The organism is Enterobacter cloacae complex sp. GYL001 (genome assembly GCF_049237125.1).
Taxonomy (GTDB): Bacteria; Pseudomonadota; Gammaproteobacteria; order Enterobacterales; family Enterobacteriaceae; genus Enterobacter; species Enterobacter hormaechei_C.
In genome coordinates this window covers 432,654-458,431 of record NZ_JBMKGW010000001.1, presented here as the reverse complement: position 1 = coordinate 458,431, position 25,778 = coordinate 432,654, and the positions used below count along the sequence as shown (strand labels likewise).

General features: G+C 54.0%; 22 protein-coding genes. 5 read left to right on the top strand and 17 right to left on the bottom strand.

What is annotated here, in order from left to right:
• Positions 1–73: 73 nt before the first annotated feature.
• Entirely contained in the window at positions 74–853 is a 780-nt protein-coding gene (gene elyC / locus ACOTWU_RS02120) for an envelope biogenesis factor ElyC (protein ID WP_126498956.1), read from the top strand.
• On the opposite strand, the gene ACOTWU_RS02115 is transcribed toward elyC, so the two are convergent.
• The 13 genes from ACOTWU_RS02115 to ACOTWU_RS02055 form a co-directional block, all read right to left on the bottom strand.
• Positions 830–1,723, bottom strand: coding sequence for a YcbJ family phosphotransferase (locus ACOTWU_RS02115; RefSeq protein WP_003858216.1), 894 nt, complete (start codon positions 1,721–1,723; stop codon positions 830–832). The genes elyC and ACOTWU_RS02115 overlap by 24 nt on opposite strands.
• A gap of 142 nt (positions 1,724–1,865) precedes the next feature.
• Positions 1,866–2,612 carry a 3-deoxy-manno-octulosonate cytidylyltransferase gene (kdsB, locus tag ACOTWU_RS02110; protein ID WP_015570964.1) on the bottom strand — a complete coding sequence of 249 codons (747 nt, stop codon included), beginning with the start codon at positions 2,610–2,612 and terminating at the stop codon, positions 1,866–1,868.
• A complete protein-coding gene (gene ycaR / locus ACOTWU_RS02105; RefSeq protein WP_003858220.1) occupies positions 2,609–2,791 on the bottom strand; it encodes a protein YcaR in 183 nt (60 codons plus the stop codon). Before ycaR ends, kdsB begins: the two co-directional genes overlap by 4 nt.
• Positions 2,792–2,836: 45 nt before the next feature.
• A complete protein-coding gene (locus ACOTWU_RS02100; protein WP_032671220.1) occupies positions 2,837–4,066 on the bottom strand; it encodes a winged helix-turn-helix domain-containing protein in 1,230 nt (409 codons plus the stop codon).
• Between the two features lie 43 nt (positions 4,067–4,109).
• Positions 4,110–5,087: a tetraacyldisaccharide 4'-kinase gene (gene lpxK, locus ACOTWU_RS02095; protein ID WP_015570966.1), complete on the bottom strand. Its 978-nt coding sequence runs from the start codon at positions 5,085–5,087 to the stop codon at positions 4,110–4,112.
• Positions 5,084–6,832 carry a lipid A ABC transporter ATP-binding protein/permease MsbA gene (gene msbA / locus ACOTWU_RS02090; protein WP_017693697.1) on the bottom strand — a complete coding sequence of 583 codons (1,749 nt, stop codon included), beginning with the start codon at positions 6,830–6,832 and terminating at the stop codon, positions 5,084–5,086. The genes lpxK and msbA overlap by 4 nt, the downstream gene beginning before the upstream one ends.
• A 36-nt stretch (positions 6,833–6,868) precedes the next feature.
• Positions 6,869–9,133 (bottom strand): ComEC family protein, encoded by a 2,265-nt coding sequence (locus ACOTWU_RS02085; RefSeq protein WP_220719784.1) that lies wholly within the window; start codon positions 9,131–9,133, stop codon positions 6,869–6,871.
• Positions 9,134–9,345: 212 nt separating this feature from the next.
• On the bottom strand, positions 9,346–9,633 hold the full coding sequence (ihfB, locus tag ACOTWU_RS02080; protein WP_003858233.1) for an integration host factor subunit beta: 288 nt from the start codon (positions 9,631–9,633) through the stop codon (positions 9,346–9,348).
• Between the two features lie 170 nt (positions 9,634–9,803).
• Complete coding sequence (gene rpsA, locus ACOTWU_RS02075) at positions 9,804–11,477, bottom strand: 30S ribosomal protein S1 (RefSeq protein ID WP_003858235.1); 1,674 nt, start codon at positions 11,475–11,477, stop codon at positions 9,804–9,806.
• A gap of 111 nt (positions 11,478–11,588) precedes the next feature.
• Positions 11,589–12,272 carry a (d)CMP kinase gene (gene cmk / locus ACOTWU_RS02070; protein ID WP_015570968.1) on the bottom strand — a complete coding sequence of 228 codons (684 nt, stop codon included), beginning with the start codon at positions 12,270–12,272 and terminating at the stop codon, positions 11,589–11,591.
• 185 nt (positions 12,273–12,457) lie between these two features.
• Positions 12,458–13,741, bottom strand: coding sequence for a 3-phosphoshikimate 1-carboxyvinyltransferase (gene aroA / locus ACOTWU_RS02065; protein ID WP_126498958.1), 1,284 nt, complete (start codon positions 13,739–13,741; stop codon positions 12,458–12,460).
• 68 nt (positions 13,742–13,809) lie between these two features.
• The gene (gene serC, locus ACOTWU_RS02060; RefSeq protein ID WP_017384829.1) at positions 13,810–14,898 is read right to left on the bottom strand and encodes a 3-phosphoserine/phosphohydroxythreonine transaminase; all 1,089 of its coding nucleotides are present in this window, start codon (positions 14,896–14,898) and stop codon (positions 13,810–13,812) included.
• A 162-nt stretch (positions 14,899–15,060) separates the two neighbouring features.
• Complete coding sequence (locus ACOTWU_RS02055; RefSeq protein ID WP_017693700.1) at positions 15,061–15,753, bottom strand: DUF421 domain-containing protein; 693 nt, start codon at positions 15,751–15,753, stop codon at positions 15,061–15,063.
• Positions 15,754–15,880: 127 nt separating this feature from the next.
• Here ACOTWU_RS02055 and ycaO point away from each other — a divergent pair, with 127 nt between their 5' ends.
• The 4 genes from ycaO to pflA all read left to right on the top strand — a co-directional run bounded on the left by ycaO (position 15,881) and on the right by pflA (position 22,183).
• Positions 15,881–17,641, top strand: a complete 1,761-nt coding sequence (ycaO, locus tag ACOTWU_RS02050) for a 30S ribosomal protein S12 methylthiotransferase accessory factor YcaO (RefSeq protein WP_015570974.1) — start codon at positions 15,881–15,883, stop codon at positions 17,639–17,641.
• Between the two features lie 406 nt (positions 17,642–18,047).
• Positions 18,048–18,905 carry a formate transporter FocA gene (gene focA / locus ACOTWU_RS02045; protein ID WP_017384832.1) on the top strand — a complete coding sequence of 286 codons (858 nt, stop codon included), beginning with the start codon at positions 18,048–18,050 and terminating at the stop codon, positions 18,903–18,905.
• 51 nt (positions 18,906–18,956) lie between these two features.
• Positions 18,957–21,239 carry a formate C-acetyltransferase gene (gene pflB / locus ACOTWU_RS02040; RefSeq protein WP_015570975.1) on the top strand — a complete coding sequence of 761 codons (2,283 nt, stop codon included), beginning with the start codon at positions 18,957–18,959 and terminating at the stop codon, positions 21,237–21,239.
• Positions 21,240–21,442: 203 nt separating this feature from the next.
• Complete coding sequence (pflA, locus tag ACOTWU_RS02035; RefSeq protein WP_003858250.1) at positions 21,443–22,183, top strand: pyruvate formate lyase 1-activating protein; 741 nt, start codon at positions 21,443–21,445, stop codon at positions 22,181–22,183.
• A gap of 36 nt (positions 22,184–22,219) precedes the next feature.
• Here pflA and ACOTWU_RS02030 read toward each other — a convergent pair whose 3' ends face one another.
• The 4 genes from ACOTWU_RS02030 to ACOTWU_RS02015 all read right to left on the bottom strand — a co-directional run bounded on the left by ACOTWU_RS02030 (position 22,220) and on the right by ACOTWU_RS02015 (position 25,769).
• Positions 22,220–22,741: an anti-virulence regulator CigR family protein gene (locus ACOTWU_RS02030; protein ID WP_017384833.1), complete on the bottom strand. Its 522-nt coding sequence runs from the start codon at positions 22,739–22,741 to the stop codon at positions 22,220–22,222.
• A gap of 122 nt (positions 22,742–22,863) precedes the next feature.
• Positions 22,864–24,012 (bottom strand): MFS transporter, encoded by a 1,149-nt coding sequence (locus ACOTWU_RS02025; RefSeq protein ID WP_003858254.1) that lies wholly within the window; start codon positions 24,010–24,012, stop codon positions 22,864–22,866.
• Between the two features lie 274 nt (positions 24,013–24,286).
• Positions 24,287–25,150 carry a dimethyl sulfoxide reductase anchor subunit family protein gene (locus ACOTWU_RS02020; protein WP_017384834.1) on the bottom strand — a complete coding sequence of 288 codons (864 nt, stop codon included), beginning with the start codon at positions 25,148–25,150 and terminating at the stop codon, positions 24,287–24,289.
• 1 nt (position 25,151) lies between these two features.
• Positions 25,152–25,769: a DMSO/selenate family reductase complex B subunit gene (locus ACOTWU_RS02015; protein ID WP_017384835.1), complete on the bottom strand. Its 618-nt coding sequence runs from the start codon at positions 25,767–25,769 to the stop codon at positions 25,152–25,154.
• Positions 25,770–25,778 lie beyond the last annotated feature (9 nt).

Sequence of the window (25,778 nt, the reverse complement as noted above, 5' to 3'; positions counted from 1 at the left end):
CGGAGAATGAACCACTCTGGTGTAATATCACCGACAATCGCCTGCTGTATGGTTAAAAAAGGAACCAAAAAGGATGCTTTTTACCCTAAAAAAATATATCGGAGGCATGATGCTTCCCCTTCCCCTGCTGTTGCTTCTCATCGCGCTGGGGCTGGCATTAATATGGTTTAGCCGCTTTCAGAAAAGCGGTAAATCCCTCGTTACCGTGGGCTGGCTGGCGCTGCTGTTACTCAGCCTGCAACCGGTCGCTGACGGTTTATTACGTCCGATTGAAAACACCTACCCGACATGGCAGGGAAATCAGAAGGTGGGCTATATCGTGGTGCTGGGCGGCGGATATACCTGGGATCCGAACTGGGCGCCCAGCTCGAACCTGATCAACAACAGCCTGCCGCGCCTGAACGAGGGGATCCGCCTGTGGCTGGCCAATCCTGGATCGAAGATGATCTTCACGGGCGCTGCGGCAAAAACCAACCCGGTCAGTACCGCTGAAGCAGGAGCAAGAGTGGCTGAATCGCTTGGCGTACCACGTTCCGCCATCATCACGCTGGATAGCCCAAAAGATACCGAAGAAGAGGCGGCGGCGGTGAAACAGGCCATCGGTGATGTACCGTTCCTGCTGGTGACCTCTGCTTCACACCTGCCGCGCGCAATGATTTTCTTTAAGAAGCAGGGCCTGCATCCGCTTCCTGCTCCGGCAAACCAGATGGCTATTGACGCCCCGCTCAATCCGTGGGAACGGATAATCCCGTCCCCGGTATGGCTGATGCACAGCGATCGCGTCGGCTACGAGACGCTTGGCCGCCTCTGGCAGTGGCTCAAAGGTTCGTCAGGCAAGCCAGGGCAGGAGTGATTTTGCGGCCAGATCGAAACTGGCGCGATTAAAGCGCCCGGTGTTGACCAGCTGCGCCACCTCATCCCAGAGAAGATAGAGCCAGCGTCGCCAGAGAAAGGCCTCCGCAACAGGGGCGCGCTGAAGATAGTGCCAGAGCAAATCTTCCGCCGCCCCGCCCTCGCTCAGCCTGAACAGTTCGTACTCGCGCGGCGCCCAGAGCATGATCCCCGGCCCGACCATCGCCAGCAGCTGGTCGCTGCGCGAGTCTTTAAGCATACTGCGCAGCGTGAAATTGCCGTGAACCAGCACGCAGTTGTCGTTAAAACCCTCAAACAGCGTCGGCAGACACTCCCGGGTGCGGAATAAAATACGTTTGTCCTGCATCGTTAAACCGGTGTTGTTGAACTGGTTCAGCGTGCCCCACAGCACTTCAACACGCTGGCGATACCACAGCGGCCACAGGTTTTCCTGCGTGCTGTCCACCGCGCCAACAAGACCCCGGCTGTCCTGCCGATGCCAGGCAAGCAGAGCCTCGACAATCTGATCTTTCAGCTGTTCCCAGCGCTCCGGTGTACGCGTCGGGGCTTCAACAGAAACCCCGCGTAAACGCTCGATAAGCAGAACATCCGGGCCGGGATGCTCCTCATGGGTCATCACGCCGTAGACCGTCGGCATGCGGACAGTCCCTTCCCGCGCCAGCATCGACATTTTCCAGGCCAGCTGTCTGGCGACGCCCGGCGAGGTAAAACTTCTGGCCATCAGCGGCATGGGGTTTCCCTGACTGTCGTACAACGACCAGAGTGCGGTGTCGGCCTTTTCATTCACGCATTCCACCCGGCTTAGCTTTTCGCCAAGGAGATGGCTGAGTTCAGCACGCAGCTGTTCCATATGAGATTACCCCCATTAAGACTACTGCTTTTATAATGAGCGCGCGAAACCCGGATGTCACCCGGTAGAGATCAATAATGAAAAAGAAAAGGAAAATAGCCAGGCGGGAGAACATCCCCCCAGACGAGGGGATGCCAGCGAATTAACGCATTTCGACGCGTACGCGCTCGAGATCTTCAGGGGTATCCACGCCGGTGCCTGGGATTTCCTGGGCAACCGCAACGTGAATTTTCTCGCCGTACCACAGCACGCGAAGCTGTTCGAGCATTTCAATATGCTCCAGCGGGCTTGGTGCCCAGGCGACGTAGCGACGAATAAAGCCGGCGCGGTAGCCGTAAATACCGATGTGGCGCAGGAAGGTTTCGCCGATTGTCTCTTTCGATTGCGCGAAACGATCGCGATCCCACGGAATGGTGGCGCGGGAGAAATAGAGCGCGTAGCCCTCTGCGTCCATGACCACTTTCACCGCATTCGGATTGAACGCCTCTTCAGCGTGGTGAATCGGCACCGCGAGGGTCGCCATCCCGACCTGACGCTGTGCCAGGTTGTCGGCCACCTGACGGATAATCGCCGCCGGGATCATCGGCTCATCGCCCTGCACGTTCACAATCACCGTCTCGTCGCTGAAACCGCATTTTTCGACGACTTCCGCCAGGCGCTCGGTGCCTGACTGATGATCGGCACGGGTCATGCACACTTCCCCACCCGCGGCCTCAACCGCGCGCGCAACATCCGGGTGATCGGTGGCGACGATGACGCGTCCGGCGCCCGATTCGCGTGCCCGTTCAAGGACATGCACAATCATCGGTTTGCCATTGATATCCACCAGCGGTTTACCTGGCAGGCGCGTTGAAGCATAACGCGCAGGGATAATGACAACAAAACTCATGGTTTGATCTCTTCTGCCACCAGGGAACGGGCTTCATTTTCCAGCAGGACCGGAATACCGTCACGCAGCGGGAACGCCAGGCTGTCCAGTTTGCAAATCAGCTCTTGTTTATCCTGGCTGTAATACAGTTTGCCGTTGCACACCGGGCAGGCAATAATTTCAAGTAAACGGTGATCCATAGTTCCTCCGTATGGGTAATCGCTAAAGCTTATCACATTCCCTTTTCAGGGAGTGCCTGTTTCCCAGCCACCTCGACAGGTCGTAAACAGCCCCGCAGGCACGCGACCGAGTACAATTTCATGCGCCCCCTGCCAGCGGGCAAATTCACTGAGCGCAGTCGTTAACCCTTTTTCCAGGCCAGCCGTCACCTTTATGCCCTCTTCAAGCCAGAGCGCGATAATTTCAAGCATGCCGGTTTTACGGTGCATTTTAGCGTCCATGCGCCCGACTAGCTGGCCTTTGTGCAGCAGCGGCAAAACAAAATAACCATACTGCCGCCTGGGCGCCGGAGTGTAGCATTCCAGACGGTAGCTGAAATTAAACAACTGCCCGGCCCGCTTTCTGTCCCAGACAACGGGGTCGAACGGCGACAGCACGGCACTGTGGGTCGCCTGGAGTTTGCCCTCCTGCGCCTGCGCCAGCAGAGGGAACAAATCCGCATGCAACCACATTTCACCTAACGACTCTACCGAGACCGGCATGACGCGCTGTTCGCGCTGCCACGATTCCAGCAGTGGTTTTAGCTGCGGCTGACGCAGACGATAATAATCCGCCAGCCACTGTGGACGGAAGATGCCAAGGCTGCGGGCGCTATTCCCGAGCATGATGGCTTCGGCTGCGTCCTGAGACAGCAGGTCACGCGTATCGTCCCAGTGAGGCATAACGCGGTGCGTGAGGTCATAGACGCGCTGAAAGTTGCGACGCTCGACCACCATCACTTTGCCCGACGTAAACAGCCCTTCAAGATGGCGTTTGTGCGGTTTCCACTCCCACCATCCGCTTGCCCCTTTTCGCGGGTGTTCAAAATCCGCGGAGCGTACCGGCCCGTTTTCCTGAATATGGGCAATCAGTTGCTCTATTTCATCCGCGTGTTCCACCATCCACTCCTGACGGTATTTCCAGCCCATTTTGTCCGGGGCGAGCATGCGGTGACGCACCAGTGCAAAATCGCTTCGCGGGAGAAAACAGGCTTCATGCGCCCAGTATTCCATCAGTTCGCCCTGACTTAGCGCATTATCCAGCCACTGCGGAGGATAGTTTCCCAGGCGGCTAAACAGGACCAGATACGGGCTACGCGCCACGATGTTAATGGTGTCGATTTGCAGCAACGACATGCGTTGCACGGTAGAGAGGATATCAGCTGGCTGCGCGCGGCGACGGGGCTTTTTCAGAAGCCCCTGGGCGGCAAGATGCAAGTTTCGTGCGGCTGCAAGTGAGAGTTGCGGTAGAGACATGCGTTTTCCTGTCAGTCAAAGCGCCACCGGAACCGCGTAGAAGTTACTGCACTAACGCGAGCAGTTCCTTGAGCAAATGTTCCGGCTGTTCGCCGCTGAGTTCAGCGTCAACCGGCAGATACCACCAGTTTTCTTTCGCAAAGGCCCGGCATTTTACCGCGTCTTTTTCCGTCATGATCAGCGTCTGTCCCGGCGCTGCCAGCCTTTCAACCTCTTCGGCAACTAACGCCTGGTGATCGGCGAGCGGCACCCGTTTATCAAGCTTTGCGCCGCACTGCTCCAGCGTTGCGAAGAAACGCGGCGGATGACCTATACCGGCCATCGCAACCAGATGTTCCAGTTGCGCGACGTCTTTACGCACGCCGGTCAACATATTCACGGCCTGTCCGGGACGAAGATGCATCGGGATTTCGCCCGCTCTGGCTTCACCACCGTTTACAATCACAGCATCGACGCTCTTCAGGCGCGACGCACGCTCACGCATTGGACCGGCTGGCAGCCACCAGCCGTTGCCAAAACGCCGAACGCCGTCAATGACCACGATCTCTTTGTCACGCGCCAGCGCGTAATGCTGCAAACCATCATCGGTAATAACGATTTGTACGTCATGCTCCGCAAGCAGTGCCTTCACGGCATCACTGCGCACCGGCGATACCGCAACCGGCGCGCCGGTACGCTGGTAAATCAGTACCGGCTCATCACCGGCTTCAGCGGTTGTCGTAGCTGGGCTCAGCACCAGTGGATACTGCGCCGCTTTACCACCGTAACCGCGTGAGACAACTCCCGGGCGGATACCGCGTTTATGGAGCTGTTCTACCAGCCAGATCACCACCGGGGTTTTGCCGTTTCCACCCGCCGTCAGGTTGCCGACCACCACCACCGGTACCGGTGCGCGCCAGGCGCGCTTGATCCCGAGGCGGTAAAGCAGACGAATAGCACCGCTCACCAGGCCATACAGCCAGGAGAGCGGGAGAAGCAGCACCCACAGAGGGGATTCACCCGACCAGATGCGTGCAATCATTGACCGAACTGCATTTTATGAAGCTGCGCGTAAACACCACGCTGTTCCAGCAGGTCCGCATGGCTGCCGCGTTCAACGATCACGCCATCTTCCACCACCACGATTTCGTCAGCCTGTTCGATGGTCGACAGACGGTGCGCGATAACCAGCGAGGTACGGTTTTTCTGTAATTCATCCAGAGCAGACTGGATAGCGCGTTCAGATTCCGTATCCAGTGCGGACGTTGCTTCATCGAGGATCAGAATCGGGCTGTTGCGCAGCAGCGCACGGGCAATCGCGATACGCTGACGCTGACCACCTGAGAGCAGCACCCCGTTTTCGCCAATGATCGTATCCAGACCGTTATCCATTTTGTTAATGAAGTCCATCGCATAGGCCATACGCGCCGCATTCTCAATCTCTTCACGGCTGTACTCTTCGGTACGGGCATACGCAATGTTGTTCGCCACCGTATCGTTGAACAGATGCACGTTCTGCGAGACCAGCGCGACCTGGTTACGCAGCGACTGGAGGGTATATTCCCGCAGGTCGTGACCATCAAGCAGGATCTCGCCCTGGTCGATATCGTAGAAACGGGTAATCAGGCTGGCAATGGTCGACTTGCCCGAACCGGAACGACCGACCAGCGCAACGGTTTTACCCGCCGGGATGGACAGGCTGATATCACGCAGCGCCGGCACTTCACGGCCTGGATAGGTAAAGGTGACGTTACGGAATTCCAGGTCGCCTTTAGCGCGCTCGATCACGCGTGTACCTTCATCTTTTTCCTGTTCGGAATCGAGGATGCTGAACAGCGTCTGACAGGCTGCCATCCCGCGCTGGAACTGGGCGTTGACGTTAGTCAGCGATTTCAGCGGACGCATCAGCGCAATCATGGATGAGAACACCACCGTAATGGTACCCGCAGTCAGGGTTTCCATGACGCTCGGGAAACTGGCGGCATACAGGACGAAGGCCAGGGCCAGAGAGGCAATCAGCTGAATGATCGGATCGGAAATCGACGAGGCCGATACCATTTTCATTCCTTGCAGGCGCATTCTGTTGCTGACCTTGTCAAAGCGTTTGGTTTCGACTTCCTGACCGCCAAAAATCAACACTTCCTTATGGCCTTTCAGCATCTGCTCGGCGCTGGTAGTCACCTGCCCCATCGTATTCTGCATATTTTTACTGATGTTGCGAAAACGCTTTGATACCACGCGGATCGCGATGGAGACAATCGGCGCCAGCACAATAAGGATCAGCGACAGTTGCCAGCTGTAATAGAACATCATCGCGAACAAGCCGATGATGGATGCGCCTTCACGCACAACGGTAATCAGTGCGCTGGAAGAGGACGACGCCACCTGCTCTGAATCGTAGGTAATACGCGACAGCAGGGTGCCGGTTGACTGTTTGTCAAAGAATGAGACCGGCATCCCCATCATATGGCTGAACAGCCGGCGGCGCATGGTCATCACCACTTTACCGGATACCCAGGAGATGCAGTAGCTGGATACATAGCTGGAGATTCCGCGTAAGATCATCAGCCCAATAACCACCAGCGGCATCCATAGCAGCACTGAACGATCCGTTTTACCGAAACCGTCATCCAGTAACGGTTTGAGAAGCGATAACATAAACGTATCGCTGGCTGCGTTGAGGATTAACGCTACGCCCGCCACGATCAAGCCTGTTTTGAAAGGAGCAATCATCGGCCAGAGCCGGCGGAACGTTTGCCACGTGGAGAGATCTTTGTCGTTATGCATTCAAAAAACCAGCATTTGTTGAAATAGCCGCATATTCTACCCGTTATCTACGGGCGCGCCAAACCACTGATGATACCAACGCGGTAAATAGTGTTCGCGTAAGCGACGAATTTGCCGACTATGGTGCGAAAAGGTCACAGATATCTGCCCGGAATGCGGGGTATCAAGCCAGAGATATCCCTCCGTTCGATAGCGCCGGACCACTTTAATAGAAGGGAAACGCCACGCGTTATAGCGAGCCATCGAGGCCAGCGAAACCTGCCCCTCTACGCGCTGTAGCAACGGTGTTGAAGATGACGTGTTACTTCCATGATGCGGCACCTGAATCAGTGTAGACGCAAGCTGACGCCAGCGGTGGCTTAGCATTGCCAGTTCTGCCTGCGCTTCAATGTCTCCGGTCAGTAAAACGCTCTGTTCGCCGTCATCGATTTTTACCACACAGGAGCGGTTGTTACCTTTCGCCGAGGTGTTTTCGGGTGGCCAGTGCACGGAGAACGTTAAACCCTGCCACTGCCATCGCTGTCCTCGAAAGCACGGAAGATGTCCGGACCAGGATAAGGGGCTCCTGATCCACATTGCGGGCCAGGCAGCTTTTAGCGATGCCAGTCCCCCCGCGTGGTCGAGATGTTCATGGCTCAGGATCACCCCTTCCGGTCTCAGATGATGCCAGCGTAGCCAGGGGATAATCAGCTGCTGCGCACTGTCCCCACCGGGCCATGCCAGCCCGGTGTCATACAGAATGGCCTTGCCGTGACGCTCAATGACCATCGCCAGCCCCTGCCCTACATCCAGCATATGCAGGGACCAGCTGTCTGTTTTAACCCTGTGCCAGAGGGGAAAGGCCAGCACCACGCTGCCTGCCAGACAGACTGCGGGTGCTGCGCTGAAGGCCCTGAATCGCCAGCCAATGACCAGCAGCCACGGCAGTAACGTCAGGTATTGCCAGCGTTCATCAACGTCCTGCCAGCCATTCGGTAAACGCATCAATAGCCAGAAAAGCCCTGCCAGAGATTTATCAGTAGCCAGCCAGACAATACTTTCCAGCGCAGCGACCGGAAACAGATGCAGAAACATGCCGAGCAGGATCAGCGGAACTGAGATAAACGTGACCAGAGGAACGGCAAACAGGTTCGCCACCAGCGAGGAGAGGCTGAAACCATGGAAAATCAGGACCTGAAGCGGCAACAGAAGCAGCAGCATTCCAACCTGCAAATACACTAGCGTCGCCAGCGGCCGCAGGCACCGGCCACGTTGCCAGTGCGGGAGAGGCAACCACTGATACCAAAAAATAAGCGCGGCGACCGCAAACGCTGACAACGCCAGGCTTTGTGACAGTACCGCCAGTGGATCGAAAATCAGGATCGCCGCCACGCAGGTAAGCCATACCTGCCAGGGCGACCACTGGCGACCACTCATTTTTAATGCAGCCAGTACCACAAGCGCGATAACCGTGCGCAGCGCGGGCGGCTGCAAGCCCGTTAGCCATGCGTAAAACGCGGCAAAAATCAGCCCTGCCAGCAAGGGGATTTGCCAGATAATCCAGCGGCCCGGCAGGAAGAACTGGATGCCCCGCGCCAGAAACCAGATGACAGAAGCGGCCAGCGCAATATGTAATCCCGAGATTGCCATCAGATGCATCGTTCCGGTATTACGCATCAGGTTTTTTATCTCCCGCGAGACCGATAGCCGCTCCCCCATCCCCAGCCCCAGGATCACGGGTCCCCACTGATATGCTGAAAGAGTATTCTGTAGTGATGTCAGGTATTGCGCACGCAGACTACAGCCTTCGTCAACGAGCGCCGCATGGGTAAACCGTCCACTCAGCGTCTGGTGTCGGGCAAAGGCATTTTTCTGTGAATCATAGCCGCCATCGTTGAGTTCTCCGTGTACCGCCCTGAGCCGCAGGGTCATTGCCCAGCGTTGACCCACGCAGACGTTTTGCGGCAAATAGTTGCCATACAGCGCCACGCCCATGGCAGCCCACACGCGTTCTCCATTGAGGCTGACAATCCTTCCCTGATGCATCGTTGCGCCGTCCGTTGCGGTAATGACCACCTCGGCCTGCTGCGGTGCTTGCGTTAAATAGTTCATCGGCCACACGCTTTCCTGAGCTGCCAGGATCCCCCAGCACATAAAAAGCAATGCGAGGCCTGAAAACCTGAGCCATTTTCTCTGCTGTACGGATAACGCAATTCCTGCGGCAATCAGCAACCAGACAATATGCAAATCTGGCAAAACGGGTAACCAATAGAGCGGGATTATGGCCAGAATGGCGCACATACTGATAACGTGGATCCCCATCTTCACCTCCATGTTTCAGGTGATTATGCGGCGGGACTGATGCGTCGTCAGACAGAAAAAACGTGATTTACAGCGGGCGCTGCAACCTTTTTAAGCGCTTACAGCAAAGAGAAAATTTAAATGCGGCGCGTATTCAGAAATGCAGGGGCGGGATACAAAAAAAGCACCCTAAGGTGCTTTCTTTAAACTCAGTTTAACCCTGATGATTAAACTCAGTTACCGTAAATATTGGCGCGATCGCGCAGTTCTTTACCCGGCTTAAAGTGCGGAACATACTTTCCTTCCAGCTCCACTTTATCGCCAGTCTTCGGGTTACGCCCGGTACGTGGTGCACGATAGTGCAGAGAAAAACTACCGAAACCGCGGATTTCAATGCGCTCGCCCTGGGCAAGAGTGGTAGCCATATGCTCCAGCATCTCTTTAACGGCATCTTCCACAGCCTTGGCAGGGATATGCGGTTGCTGACTGGCAAGTCTTTCAATCAATTCTGACTTGGTCATGATTCCTCCGGTTCCTTTCAAACCCATTAGCTGAACAGCTTATTAAACAAGGGCGGCCGTAGCCGCCCTTTGTTATTGATTACAGGACGAATCCTGCAATCTGTCAAGTCTGCTCTCCATCCTTCGCGCTGTAAATGCGTTACAGCTCAAATGATGGTGCGAACCTGAACTTACTCGCCTTTAGCTGCTTTGAAAGCTTCAGCCATTGCGTTGTTAGAGAAGTTTGCATCTTCCTGTTTGTTCACAGTTGCGATTGCATCTTTCTCATCAGCTTCGTCTTTAGCACGAACAGACAGGCTGATTGCACGGTTCTTACGGTCAACACCGGTGAACTTAGCTTCAACGTCGTCACCAACGCTCAGAACCAGAGTTGCATCTTCAACGCGGTCACGTGAAGCTTCGGAAGCGCGCAGGTAACCTTCAACGCCGTCAGCCAGTTCTACGGTTGCGCCTTTAGCGTCAACAGCAGTCACTTTACCGTTTACGATTGCGCCTTTCTTGTTCAGTGCAACCCAGTTGTTGAACGGATCTTCTGCGAGCTGTTTAACGCCCAGGGAGATACGCTCACGCTCTGCGTCAACTTGCAGAACAACTGCTGCGATTTCGTCGCCTTTTTTGTATTCACGAACTGCTTCTTCGCCTGCAACGTTCCAGGAGATGTCAGACAGGTGAACCAGGCCATCGATGCCGCCGTCCAGGCCGATGAAGATACCGAAGTCAGTGATAGACTTGATTTTACCTTCAACACGGTCGCCCTTGTTGTGGGTTTCCGCGAACTGCTGCCATGGGTTGTTTTTGCACTGCTTCAGGCCCAGGGAGATACGACGACGTTCTTCGTCGATATCCAGAACCATCACTTCCACTACATCACCAACGTTAACAACTTTGGATGGGTGGATGTTTTTGTTGGTCCAGTCCATTTCGGAAACGTGCACCAGACCTTCAACGCCTTCTTCGATTTCAACGAAGCAGCCGTAGTCAGTCAGGTTGGTAACGCGACCAGTCAGTTTAGTACCTTCTGGGTAACGCTTAGCGATAGCTACCCATGGATCTTCGCCCAGCTGTTTCAGGCCGAGGGATACACGAGTACGCTCGCGGTCGAACTTCAGCACTTTAACAGTGATTTCGTCGCCCACGTTCACGATTTCGCTTGGATGCTTAACGCGTTTCCACGCCATGTCGGTGATGTGCAGCAGGCCATCAACGCCGCCCAGGTCAACGAATGCGCCGTAGTCAGTGAGGTTCTTAACGATACCTTTGACTTCCATGCCTTCCTGCAGGTTTTCCAGCAGCTGATCGCGTTCTGCGCTGTTTTCGGATTCGATAACGGCACGACGGGAAACAACAACGTTGTTACGCTTCTGGTCCAGCTTGATTACTTTGAACTCAAGCTCTTTGCCTTCGAGGTGCAGGGTGTCACGGACTGGACGAACGTCTACCAGAGAACCTGGCAGGAACGCACGAATACCATTCAGCTCAACAGTGAAGCCACCTTTAACTTTGCCGTTGATAACACCGACCACAGTTTCAGCTTCTTCGTAAGCTTTTTCCAGCGTGATCCATGCTTCGTGACGTTTAGCTTTCTCACGAGACAGCAGGGTTTCGCCGAAGCCGTCTTCTACTGCGTCCAGAGCAACGTCAACTTCGTCACCTACCTGGATTTCCAGCTCGCCCTGGGCGTTTTTGAACTGCTCAGCCGGGATGGCAGACTCAGATTTCAGACCGGCGTCAACCAGTACAACGTCTTTGTCGATAGCAACAACAACGCCACGAACGATGGAACCCGGACGGGTTTCGATTTCTTTTAAGGATTCTTCAAACAGTTGAGCAAAAGATTCAGTCATGTTTAATCTTCAGGTTAATATTAACGTCCACCTGGCTCCGTGCCGGATGGGGTTGTTTCACATACCCGCCGTCAATCCATTGCAGCGGGGGTACTGCTAAATCGGTCGCGATTACGCGAGTGCCAGTTTTTGGCGCGCATATTGTAGCGCTTTTTCAATCACTTGCTCAATAGTTAAACTGGTTGAATCCAGCACTAATGCGTCTTGCGCGGGAACAAGTGGTGCGACGGCGCGGTTACGATCGCGGTCATCGCGCTCTTTTATCTCGGATAAAAGGCGATCAAAGTTAACACTAAACCCCTTTTCCTGCAACTGAAGCATGCGGCGTTGAGCACGTTCTTCTGAAGAGGCGTCAAGGAAAATTTTCACTGGCGCATCGGGGAATACCACGGTTCCCATGTCGCGGCCGTCGGCGATCAGCCCCGGCGCTTCACGGAAACCGCGCTGGCGACGTAACAGCGCTTCACGAACGCGTGGGAAAGCCGCCACCTGAGAGGCCGCATTGGCCACTTCTTGCGTACGGATTTCACCGCTGACATCTTCCCCTTCAAGGATCACTTCAAGGTTGCCATCGGTCGAGACAAAGCGCACATCCAGATGCGCAGCCAGCGGTACCAGAGCTTCTTCAGACGCAACATCCACATGATGATGCAGCGCAGCCAGCGCCAGCACGCGATAGATTGCTCCCGAATCTAAAAGATGCCATTGCAATGCTTCCGCCATCGCTTTGCACAGAGTACCTTTCCCTGCGCCACTTGGCCCATCAATGGTGATTACCGGGGCAATTGCCGTCATCTTTTTCTCCTTAATTAAGGCATACCGTTTACATGAACGCCGCGCATTATACGCGCCAACGTGCGCAACTGTTACCTTTGCGTGCAAATTACGGAATGATTGAAGCAGAGTGTAGAAGAAATGAAAGAGGATGAGTGTCAGAAAGCGTAAGGAAATGCCGCATCAGGTGATGCGGCATACGATCATCAGGCCAGGGTGCTAATGCGCGCCAGCTGTTCGAAGTAGTCCGGGAACGTTTTTGCCGTACACTTCGGATCAAGGATAGTGACTGGCGTATCTGACAACGCCACCAGCGAGAAACACATCGCCATGCGGTGATCGTTGTAGGTGCCAATTTCTGCAAATTGCAGTTTTGCCGGCGGCGTGACGCGAATGTAGTCTTCGCCCTCTTCTACCTCGGCCCCCACTTTACGCAGCTCGGTTGCCATCGCGAACAGGCGGTCCGTCTCTTTCACACGCCAGTTGTAAATGTTTCGCAGCGTGGTGGTGCCTTTCGCAAACAGCGCAGCGGTGGCAATGGTCATCGCCGCATCCGGAATATGGTTCATATCCATATCGATGGCGTTCAGCTCACCGTGGGTACAGGAGATGAAGTCATCGCCCCAGGTCACCACCGCGCCCATTTTTTCCAGCACGTCAGCAAAACGGATATCGCCCTGCACGCTGTTGCGGCCGATGCCCGTCACTTTAACCGTACCGCCTTTAATCGCGCCTGCGGCAAGGAAATAGGAGGCGGATGAAGCATCGCCTTCAACCAGGTAGTGGCCAGGGGACTGATACTGCTGCGCTCCGCGCACCACGAAACGCTGATAAGACTGGTTTTCCACCTCAACACCAAAGGTGTTCATCAGGTGCAGGGTGATATCAATGTACGGCTTAGAAACCAGGTCGCCTTTAATGCTGATGACGGTGTCCTGTGGTGCCAGCGGTGCGGTCATCAGCAGCGCGGTCAGGAACTGGCTGGAAACGCTACCGTCAACCTCAACATTGCCGCCAGTGAATCCCCCGCGCAGACGCAGGGGCGGGTAATTTTCCTGCTCAAGATAATCAATCTGCGCGCCGCCCTGACGCAGGGCATCCACCAGATGGCCGATCGGACGCTCTTTCATTCGCGGCTCACCGGTCAGCACAATATCGTTACTCCCCAGACACAGCGCAGCGGCCAGAGGACGCATCGCGGTACCGGCGTTACCCAGGAAAAGCTTCAGCGCTTCAGCAGAATGTAACGCGCCGCCGTTACCGGTGACTTCACAACGGGTACGATCGTCAGACAGCGCGTACTGAACGCCCAACGCTTTCAGTGCATTGAGCATATGGCGCACGTCATCGCTGTCCAGCAGATTAGTGAGGACGGTGGTGCCGTTTGCCAGAGCTGCCAGCAGCAGAGCGCGGTTCGAGACACTTTTTGAACCAGGCAGATTAATGGTGCCATCTACCCGCGCGATAGGTTGTAACGTCAGGGATTCCATGAAACTCAACTCTCAACTCAACATAATAAAAACCCCGCAGGAACGCTGCGGGGGTGAAAAACAGCCAATTAACCGTGACGACGTTCGAAGTCGATCATGAAATCAGTCAGGGCTTTAACGCCCTCCAGCGGCATGGCGTTATAGATAGAGGCGCGCATTCCGCCTACCACACGGTGGCCTTTCAGCGCATGCAGACCCGCCGCGAAGGACTCTTCCAGGAACACATTATCCAGGTTGCTGTCCGCCAGCTGGAACGGCACGTTCATGCGCGAACGGTTAGTTTTGGCGACATCGTTACGGTAGAAATCGCTCTTGTCGATCACGCCGTACAGCAGTTCAGCCTTTTGCTGATTGATCTTATCCATCTGCGCCACACCGCCTTTTTGCTTCAGCCATTTGAAGACCAGGCCGGAGAGATACCAGGCAAACGTTGGTGGGGTGTTGAACATGGAATCGTTGTCGTTCAGGACGGTGTAATCCAGAATTGACGGGCAAGACTTATGGGCTTTCCCCAGCAGGTCTTCACGCACAATAACGATAGTCAGACCCGCAGGACCGATGTTTTTCTGGGCACCCGCGTAGATGACGCCGTAGCGGCTGACATCCAGCGGGGTGGACAGAATGGTTGAAGAGAGATCCGCCGTCACAATGACATTTTCGCCAAAGTCTGGCTCTTCGTGAATGGCAATACCGTCGATGGTTTCGTTCGGGCAGTAGTGAAGATACGCGGCGTTGTCAGAAAGCTGCCACTCACTCATCGGCTTCACGGCGCGCAGACCGTCAACGGTCACTTTGGCATCGATGACATTCGGCGTGCAATATTTGTGCGCTTCTTTTACCGCACTGGCCGCCCAGTAGCCGGCATCAACGTAATCAGCGGTGGTTTTGTCGCCCAGTAGATTGAGCGGGATACCCGCAAACTGGCCGCGTCCACCGCCGTGACAGAACAATACTTTGTAGTTCGAGGGAATGTTCAGCAGATCGCGAAAATCCTTTTCTGCTTCTTCCGCCACCTGAATAAACGCTTTACCCCGGTGGCTGACTTCCATCACCGACGTACCCAGACCGTTCCAGTCACACAGCTCCTGTTGAGCCTGTTTGAGCACGTCTGCCGGTAACATTGCCGGACCTGAACTGAAATTAAAGACTTGAGCCATTTCCCCTCACCACGCTAAAAGCCATAAGTTATAACTGTGGATATCGGTTTTATCATTCAGTGACACGCGCCGCAATGTCTAAAACTGATGGCCGAAGAAATGTGCCCCTCGTCACACAATACAATCTGCCGTACCGTTGTCACAAAACCGACAAAATCGCTGTCAGGTGTTACGTTTAGCCCGGCTAACCTTCGTCCATTCTGGATTCGTACAGCGGGGGCATAATTGATGATCGCCCGCCTGCATAACCACGACATGACTACATTTTATGCAGGCGTACTCGCCCGCTTCAGGTACAGTTTTGTATCGCTCGATGAGCATATCCGGCAGGATGCACAGGCCGGGCTTCACTTCATCGTCGGAATAGTAATAGACGCTGATTTGACCATTCGTTTCCATAATCGCCAGACGCACCTGCCCCAGTTGCTCAACGCTGCTCAAACGGAGTTCCATAAAGAACTCAAACTCCGTCATATTGGCGCTTTGCACATTCTCCCAGGCCAGTTGACCATCTTCGACAATCACCACCGGCTTCCCTTCGAGCAGATCTTCCAGTTTCTCACTTTTCGACATCAGCCACATGACCAGCCGGTACAGCAGTGCAAGCGTCACGAAGACGATAAAGACCGGCACCATCGGCACATCGTCATAAAAGGCAACGTCCCCTGCCGCCGACCCCAGCGTCAGGATGATCAGCACTTCAAACAGCGACATCTGCCGCACGCCGCGACGTCCGGTGATTTTCAGAAACAGGAAAACGAGTACAAAGGTGTACAGGCTGCGCAGCGCTACTTCGCCTAAAAACTCAGGAGGGACTTTATCAAACGCCATCCGCTGGAGATCGAAAGCTTTCATTTTTTTATGCCTTAACAGTAGGTTACTGCTTATAAGCATAGTCCAGCCATTTATTTTCGCCGGAGATAGCACCCGTCACGCAAAACCCGTATCATTGCGCGCTTTACGTACGATAAAAGTGAACGCCATGACTCAAACGTTTATCCCCGGCAAAGACGCCGCTCTGGAAGATTCCATCGCTCGCTTCCAGCAGAAACTGACCGACCTGGGCTTTAATATCGAAGAAGCCTCCTGGCTGAATCCGGTGCCTCACGTCTGGTCCGTGCATATTCGCGACAAAGACTGTGCGCTGTGCTTTACCAACGGTAAAGGCGCGACCAAAAAAGCGGCACTGGCCTCTGCGCTGGGTGAGTATTTTGAGCGTCTGTCCACCAACTACTTCTTCGCCGACTTCTGGCTGGGCGAAACTATTGCCAACGGTCCGTTCGTTCACTATCCGAACGAAAAATGGTTCCCGCTGACCGAAAACGATGAACTGCCGGAAGGCATTCTCGATGCCCGCCTGCGCGCGTTCTACGATCCGGAAAACGAACTGACCGGCAGCATGTTGATCGACCTGCAATCCGGCAATGAGGATCGTGGGATCTGCGCCCTGCCGTTCACCCGTCAGTCTGACGAGCAGACCGTTTATATCCCGATGAACATCGTCGGCAACCTGTATGTGTCTAACGGCATGTCTGCCGGTAATACCCGCAACGAAGCGCGCGTGCAGGGATTGTCTGAAGTTTTCGAGCGTCATATCAAAAACCGCATTATTGCTGAATCCATCAGCCTGCCGGAGATCCCGGCTGACGTGCTGGCGCGCTACCCGGGCGTGGTGGAATCCATCGCCAAACTGGAAGCAGAAGGTTTCCCAATCTTTGCTTATGACGGCTCTCTGGGCGGCAAATATCCGGTTATCTGCGTGGTACTGTTCAACCCGGCAAATGGCACCTGCTTCGCCTCCTTCGGCGCGCACCCGGACTTCGGCGTGGCGCTGGAGCGTACCGTAACCGAACTGCTGCAAGGTCGTAGCCTGAAAGATCTCGATGTCTTTACTCCGCCAACCTTTGATGACGAAGAAGTCGCCGAGCACACCAACCTCGAAACACACTTCATCGACTCCAGCGGTTTGATCTCCTGGGATATGTTCAAACAGGACGCGGACTATCCGTTCGTGGACTGGAGCTTTGCCGGTACGACGGAAGAAGAATTCGCCACCCTGATGGCGATCTTCAACGCGGAAGATCAGGAAGTTTACATTGCCGACTATGAACACCTCGGCGTTTACGCGTGCCGTATTATTGTGCCAGGTATGTCGGACATTTATCCGGCAGAAGATCTGTGGCTGGCGAACAACAGCATGGGCGCGCATCTGCGTGAAACCCTGCTGGCCCTGCCAGGCAGCGAGTGGGATAAAGAAGATTATCTGAACCTGATCGCCCAGCTGGACGAAGAAGGACACGATGATTTCACCCGCGTGCGCGAACTGCTGGGTCTGGCGACCGGAAAAGATAACGGCTGGTACACCCTGCGCATCGGCGAGCTGAAAGCGATGCTGGCGCTGGCGGGCGGCGATCTGGATCAGGCTTTGGCCTGGACCGAGTGGACGATGGAGTTTAACCAGTCCGTCTTCTCCGCCGAGCGCACTAACTATTACCGTTGCCTGCAAACGCTGCTCCTGCTTTCTCAGGAAGACGACCGCGAGCCATTGCAGTATCTGAACGCCTTTGTACGTATGTACGGTGCGGATGCCGTTGAAGCTGCCAGCGCGGCGCTGAGCGGTGAAGAACCATTCTACGGCCTGCAAGCGGTTGACAACGATCTGAAAGCCTTCCCGGCGCATCAGTCACTGCTGAATGCGTATGAAAAATTGCAGAAGGCAAAAGCCGCTTACTGGTCAAAATAAGCGCATATAACATTAATGGCTGTAGGCGTATTCAATCGCCTGAGCTATATTACGGGGCAATTTCATTGCCCCTTTTTTTTTATTTTTCCGCAATGACGTTTAATTGTAATAATTAAGTTAACCACGGGTAAATATAAAAACGCTTACCTGAGCTTTACTGTTACTAATTATAATAAATACTCCATTTTAATTAACTGTTCCACGGGAGGCTGAAGGAAAAAATTCAACTCTTTTCATAACTTTTAAAATTTATTTTTATACGGATAATCAAATACTTACTCCGCTTTTGCTGTAAAACCATACACACTGCGGGCCTATAAGCCAGGCGAGATATGATCTATATCAATTTCTCTTCTATAATGCTTTGTTAGTATCTCGTCGCCGACTTAATAAAGAGAGAGTTAGTGTGAAAGCTGACAACCCTTTTGATCTATTACTCCCCGCTGCGATGGCGAAAGTTGCCGAAGAAGCGGGTGTCTACAAAGCCACGAAACATCCGATGACGACGTTCTTTCTGGCCATTACGGCTGGGGTGTTCATCTCCATCGCTTTCGTCTTCTATATCACAGCCACCACCGGCACTGCCGGGATGCCTTTCGGCATAGCGAAATTGATTGGTGGTATTTGCTTCTCACTGGGCCTGATTCTCTGCGTCATCTGCGGCGCCGACCTCTTCACCTCAACGGTGCTGATTGTGGTGGCAAAAGCCAGCGGAAGAATTACCTGGGGTCAACTGGGGCGCAACTGGCTCAACGTTTACGTTGGCAACCTGATTGGCTGTCTGCTCTTTGTTCTGTTGATGTGGCTCTCTGGCGAGTATATGACCGCCAACGGCGGCTGGGGGCTTAACGTCCTGCAAACCGCCGACCACAAAATGCACCATACATTTATCGAAGCTGTTGCTCTCGGCATCCTCGCAAACCTGATGGTCTGCCTGGCGGTCTGGATGAGCTACTCTGGTCGTAGCCTGATGGATAAAGCCATGATTATGGTTCTGCCGGTTGCGATGTTTGTTGCCAGCGGCTTTGAGCACAGTATTGCGAATATGTTCATGATCCCGATGGGGATTGTTATCCGCAACTTTGCAAGCCCGGAGTTCTGGACTGCTGTAGGTTCAACCCCGGAAAGTTTTTCACACCTGACTATTATGAACTTCATTACTGATAACCTGATCCCCGTCACTATCGGGAACATTATCGGTGGGGGTCTGTTAGTTGGGTTGACATACTGGGTCATTTACCTGCGTGGCGGCGATCATCATTAATGGTTGTCTCAGGCAGTAAATAAAAAATCCACTTAAGAAGGTAGGTGTTACATGTCCGAGCTTAATGAAAAGTTAGCCACAGCCTGGGAAGGTTTTACGAAAGGTGACTGGCAGAATGAAGTCAACGTCCGTGACTTCATTCAGAAAAACTATACCCCGTATGAAGGTGACGAATCCTTCCTGGCTGGTGCGACTGACGCAACCACCAAGCTGTGGGACAGCGTAATGGAAGGCGTTAAACTGGAAAACCGCACTCACGCGCCAGTTGATTTTGACACCTCCGTTGCTTCTACCATCACTTCTCACGATGCTGGCTACATCAACAAAGCCCTTGAGAAAATCGTTGGTCTGCAAACTGAAGCACCACTGAAACGCGCAATCATCCCGTTCGGTGGTATCAAAATGGTTGAAGGTTCCTGCAAAGCGTATAACCGCGAGCTGGACCCAATGCTGAAAAAAATCTTCACCGAATACCGTAAAACCCATAACCAGGGCGTATTCGATGTTTACACCAAAGACATTCTGAACTGCCGTAAATCTGGCGTTCTGACCGGTCTGCCAGATGCCTATGGCCGTGGCCGTATCATCGGTGACTACCGTCGCGTTGCGCTGTACGGTATCGACTTCCTGATGAAAGACAAATACGCACAGTTCGTCTCTCTCCAGTCTGACCTGGAAAACGGCGTAAACCTGGAAGCGACTATCCGTCTGCGTGAAGAGATCGCTGAACAGCACCGTGCGCTGGGTCAGATCAAAGAGATGGCGGCTAAATACGGCTGCGATATCTCTGGTCCTGCAACCAACGCTCAGGAAGCTATCCAGTGGACCTACTTCGGCTACCTGGCCGCTGTTAAGTCTCAGAACGGTGCAGCAATGTCCTTCGGCCGCGTATCCACCTTCCTGGATGCGTACATCGAACGTGACCTGAAAGCAGGCAAAATCACCGAACAAGACGCTCAGGAAATGATTGACCACCTGGTCATGAAACTGCGTATGGTTCGCTTCCTGCGTACCCCAGAATATGATGAGCTGTTCTCTGGTGACCCAATCTGGGCAACCGAATCTATCGGCGGTATGGGCGTAGACGGCCGTACTCTGGTAACCAAAAACAGCTTCCGCTTCCTGAACACCCTGTACACCATGGGTCCTTCTCCGGAGCCGAACATCACCGTTCTGTGGTCTGAAAAACTGCCTCTGAACTTCAAGAAATTCGCCGCTAAAGTGTCCATCGACACCTCTTCTCTGCAATACGAGAACGATGACCTGATGCGTCCTGACTTCAACAACGATGACTACGCTATCGCTTGCTGCGTAAGTCCAATGGTTGTTGGTAAGCAAATGCAGTTCTTCGGTGCGCGTGCAAACCTGGCGAAAACCATGCTGTACGCAATCAACGGCGGCGTTGATGAAAAACTGAAAATGCAGGTTGGTCCTAAGTCTGAACCGATCAAAGGCGACGTGCTGAACTATGACGAAGTCATGGAGCGCATGGACCACTTCATGGACTGGCTGGCTAAACAGTACGTGACCGCGCTGAACGTTATCCACTACATGCACGACAAGTACAGCTACGAAGCCTCTCTGATGGCGCTGCACGACCGTGACGTCGTTCGCACCATGGCGTGTGGTATCGCAGGTCTGTCCGTTGCTGCTGACTCCCTGTCTGCAATCAAATATGCGAAAGTTAAACCAATTCGTGACGAAGATGGTCTGGCTATCGACTTCGAAATCGAAGGCGAATATCCGCAGTTTGGTAACAACGACGCTCGCGTTGATGACATGGCGGTTGACCTGGTAGAACGTTTCATGAAGAAAATTCAGAAACTCACTACCTATCGTAACGCTATCCCGACTCAGTCTGTTCTGACCATCACCTCTAACGTTGTGTATGGTAAGAAAACCGGTAACACCCCAGACGGTCGTCGTGCTGGCGCGCCATTCGGCCCAGGTGCTAACCCAATGCACGGTCGTGACCAGAAAGGTGCGGTTGCCTCTCTGACCTCCGTTGCTAAACTGCCGTTTGCTTACGCGAAAGATGGTATCTCTTACACCTTCTCTATCGTGCCAAACGCGCTGGGTAAAGACGACGAAGTGCGTAAAACTAACCTGGCGGGTCTGATGGATGGTTACTTCCACCACGAAGCGTCCATCGAAGGTGGTCAGCACCTGAACGTGAACGTGATGAACCGTGAAATGCTGCTCGACGCGATGGAACACCCTGAGAAATATCCTCAGCTGACCATCCGCGTATCTGGCTACGCAGTACGTTTTAACTCCCTGACGAAAGAACAGCAGCAGGACGTTATTACCCGTACTTTCACTCAGTCCATGTAAGTGGAATTGACTGAAATCACGCGTTAAAAAGCGTACAATAAAGGCTCCACGCAAGTGGGGCCTTTTTAACACCCTCGCTTTATCAGTCTCTTTTGTCCGCTATCTATACTTAATGGATAACAGCCAAAACAGACTCGACATAGCCTTTGAGCTGTGCATCTACATAGGCCCCCGGATGGGCCAAATTCGGAGATATCACCGCAATGTCAATTATTGGTCGCATTCACTCCTTTGAATCCTGTGGCACCGTCGATGGCCCGGGGATCCGCTTTATCACTTTCTTCCAGGGCTGCCTGATGCGCTGCCTGTACTGCCATAACCGTGACACCTGGGACACCCATGGCGGTAAAGAAGTCACCGTTGAAGATCTGATGAAAGAGGTGGTGACCTATCGCCACTTCATGAACGCGTCCGGCGGTGGCGTGACGGCATCCGGCGGTGAAGCCATTCTTCAGGCTGAGTTTGTGCGCGACTGGTTCCGCGCCTGCCACAAAGAAGGCATTCATACCTGCCTCGACACCAACGGCTTTGTGCGCCGTTACGATCCGGTTATTGATGAACTGCTTGAAGTGACCGATCTGGTGATGCTCGATCTCAAGCAGATGAACGATGAGATCCACCAGAATCTGGTTGGCGTTTCAAACCACCGTACGCTGGAATTTGCCAAATACATTGCCAATAAAGGCGTCAAGACCTGGATCCGCTACGTGGTGGTGCCGGGCTGGTCAGATGATGATGACTCTGCACATCGTCTGGGTGAATTTACCCGGGATATGGGTAACGTGGAGAAAATTGAACTCCTGCCCTATCACGAGCTGGGTAAACATAAATGGGTGGCGATGGGTGAAGAGTACAAACTCGATGGCGTGAAGCCGCCGAAAAAAGAGACGATGGAGCGCGTCAAAGGTATTCTTGAGCAGTATGGCCACAAGGTCATGTATTAACGAAAAGGCCCGGTGAAAACCGGGTCTTTTTATATTCTATTTAAAGACGCCGTTAATAACGGAAGTCACAATCGCCGTACTCAGCGCAATTAAGACCAGGTCGTCACCTACTACGCGCCATTCATAGCCCGGATAGGAAGGAAGCTGACCCAGCATATCGGCTGGCACGGTTTTCTTCGCAATGCCCGGAGGCAGTGGCTTACCGCGCGCCAGGTTTTTCGCAATTCCCGGAGGCAGAGAGTCGTAGCCCGTTAAGCCGTAATTCAGTGCCAGATGGCGGGCATGATCGAAGCTCACGCGAGCATCCACATCATTACCGACATCTTTGCTGTTTTTAAAGCTCTTATCCGATTTCCCAGGGTTATCCTGACCGTTATTGTGTTTATTACCATGGTTACCAGCGTTCCCGTTACCATGATTGCCGCTATTACCTTGTCCGCCACCGTTTCCGTGACCACCACCATTCCCGTTTCCAGGATTAGCCATGGCCGGAGCCGTTGCAAACGTTAAAGCCAACACTACGGCAAGTGCGGTAGTGGAAAAACGACGAGTAGACATGATTGCTGCCTTTTAGTGGTAAACTCATTTGAATTATCGCCAGGCAGTAAAAACTCACAATAAGTAAAAGTCTTATATGTGACAGGGACAAAAAAGCCTGTCATCGACAGGCTTTTAATAAGTCATGCATGGGCCACTGGCGTTGGATGTTCGCCCACTTTGCGCAGCAGCATTAACAGATAAATAAACGACACGCTGGCGATCATAATAAACAGCAGATTGTCAGAATAATTTTGCATGAGCATAGCGGTAAAAGTCGGCCCCAGTAAACTGCCGATGGTGTAACTCAGCAACAAAGCCTGGTTCATTGCAACCAGTTGGTGATGCTCAACTTTCTCACAGGCCCAGGCCATCGCGACCGGATAGAGCGTAAAGCCCGCAGCTCCCAGAATGAACAGCGCAGGCGCCATTGCGGCGTTGCTGAGCATGGCGAGACAGCCCATGATGACCACGAAGACCTGAACGCGCAGCACCAGCAGACGACCAAAGCGGTCCGCCAGGCGGCCAATCGGCCACTGGCCGACAATCCCCGCGCTGACCATCACCGCCATCCAGAAACCGATCCCGGAATCACTGACGCCCTGATGGTTAAGATAGAGCGGCATCAGGCCATAGAGCGAGCCCAGCACAATCCCGGAAATAATGCAGCCGTTAACCCCCAGACGCGCCTGGCGCAGTCTCAGCATCGGCCAGACGTGGGTAGCTTCCTGATGCTCGCTGTTTTGATTCACAATACGGGTAAAGAGCAGCGGCAGGATCGCCGCCAGAACCATGCCCGTCACCCACGGCAGCACGCTCATCAGGTCGGTTGGCAGTTTGCTGACCATCAGCTGTCCCAGAACGGTACCGACGTAGTAAACCATCATATAGGCCGCCAGCAGACGCCCGCGATTACGGGACGTTCCGCTGCACATTAGCGCACTTTCAACCACCACCCAGATCATGGCGCAGCCGACGCCCGCAATAAAGCGCCAGACCATCCAGCTCCAGAAGCCGACCATGAGGCCTAAACCGGCGCAGCCGACGGCAAAAATCAGCGACGCCAGATAATAACTGCGGTTAAAACCAAAGCGCTTAATAAGGCTGCCCGTTAATAAGGTGCCCAGCAGATTACCCGTAAAAAAGGACGAGCTAACCATACCCACCTGCCAGGTCGGTAAGTTTTCATGGGCGAGCCATAGCGGGACGAGTGTGTTTAACACCGCGATCGCCAGGGTCAGCAAAAGCAGGCCACAGAGCAACAAAAGCACCGGGCGGGTATAGGTGGTCATGGATTAAAAACCGTGAGGAAGTTCAGATTTCGTGCGCATCATGCCACTGGCAAAAACAAAGTCAATCCACCGGTTCAGGCGTCACGCACGTTATGCGCCTTGTCGATTTAAAAAACTCATCCTGCTAATGCAAAGCCTGTTACTGATATTAATTATCTATTTGTTTTTATTTATTTCCGGGAATTTTTACAACGAAACATCAGTCGAAAAATTTCATGAATGAAAAAAGAAAAGCCGGGCGCTATGTCCCGGCTTTTTATAACAAAATCTAAAATTAGCTGGCGATAGCCATACCGACCGTCATATGCAGACCGTAAAATACGCCGCGACCAATTAACTCCCCTGCCAGCACCAGCACAAAGGCCAGGGACAGCAACGGCAGCGCAGGCGAGTAACCTTTAAGCTGAGGGGCAATCCAGCACACCAGCGCCGCCGTCAGCAGCACCACACGCCAGGCCATCAGCGAACCGTAATCCGGCACCAACGCCGAAGCCTGCTGGATAGAGCTGTGAATGGTCGCCAGCTCCGCTCCCTGCATGAGCGCGACAACGGTACTGATTACCAGCGCCAGCAGCGAGACCGCGGGCAGCAGGCGCATCGCCCAACCATTAATACCAGCCACACGCAGCAGCAGATAACCCAGCAGCGGCCCGCCAATAAACATGGTCAGGAAGAAGCTCATCGGCGTCCAGACGCTGTACCAGGTCGGAACGGTATCGATAGTGTTGTACACCCGGACCATCATCCAGACGAAGACAACGCCCAGTACCATGGTGACGATGAGCCACAACGCGCGTAACCCTGAAGGCAGCTTTTTCAGCGCTGCCAGTAACCACCCCAGCCCACCAACGGCAAAGAAGATTGCGCCGCTGGCAATCTCGTTACTCAGCGAAGAGGCACCTACGCGGTTCAGGGAGTTAAACGCGCGCATCGGTGAGCCCAGGTGCAGCGTAGAGGCGATAAACCCAATTCCCATCAACACCCACAGGCCAAACATGCTTAACACCAAACGCTGCTGCTGTTCAGCATTGAGGTTCCCTTTTAACAGCGCCAGCGCAAGGACGATAAACCCGCCCGCCACGCACTGCCCAAAGACCGTGAAGATCATCAGCGGCCATTCATGCCATCCACTTCCCATCTCACACCTCCTTCGGGTTTGCCAGGTAGCCGGTGGTGTCACCCGTCGGACGGCTGTTGGCGTTAGGTTTAATCACAATACTCGGCTTCGTGAAGTGCGCAGACGGCAGCGGCGCGACGGCAGCAAGCTGACCGTGTTTTTTGCGCAGCTCCTCAATCGGGCCAAAGTCCAGCGCGCGCAGCGGGCAGGACTCGACGCAGATGGGCTTTTTGCCGTCCGCCACGCGGCTGTGGCAGCCGTCGCACTTGGTCATGTGGCCTTTGGCGGCATTGTACTGCGGCGCGCCGTACGGACAGGCCATGTGGCAGTAGCGACAGCCGATGCAGACATCCTCGTCCACCACCACAAAACCGTCGTCGCGCTTGTGCATTGCCCCGCTCGGGCAGACCTTGGTGCAGGCCGGATCTTCGCAGTGGTTGCAGGCAATCGACAGGTAATAGGCGAAGACATCCTGATGCCAGACGCCGTTGTCCTCCTGCCAGTCGCCGCCCGCGTATTCATAAATACGACGGAAGCTAACGTCCGGGGTCAGGTCTTTGTAATCCTTGCAGGCCAGCTCGCAGGTTTTGCACCCGGTGCAGCGGCTGGAATCAATAAAAAATCCATACTGGGTTGTCATCGGTTACTC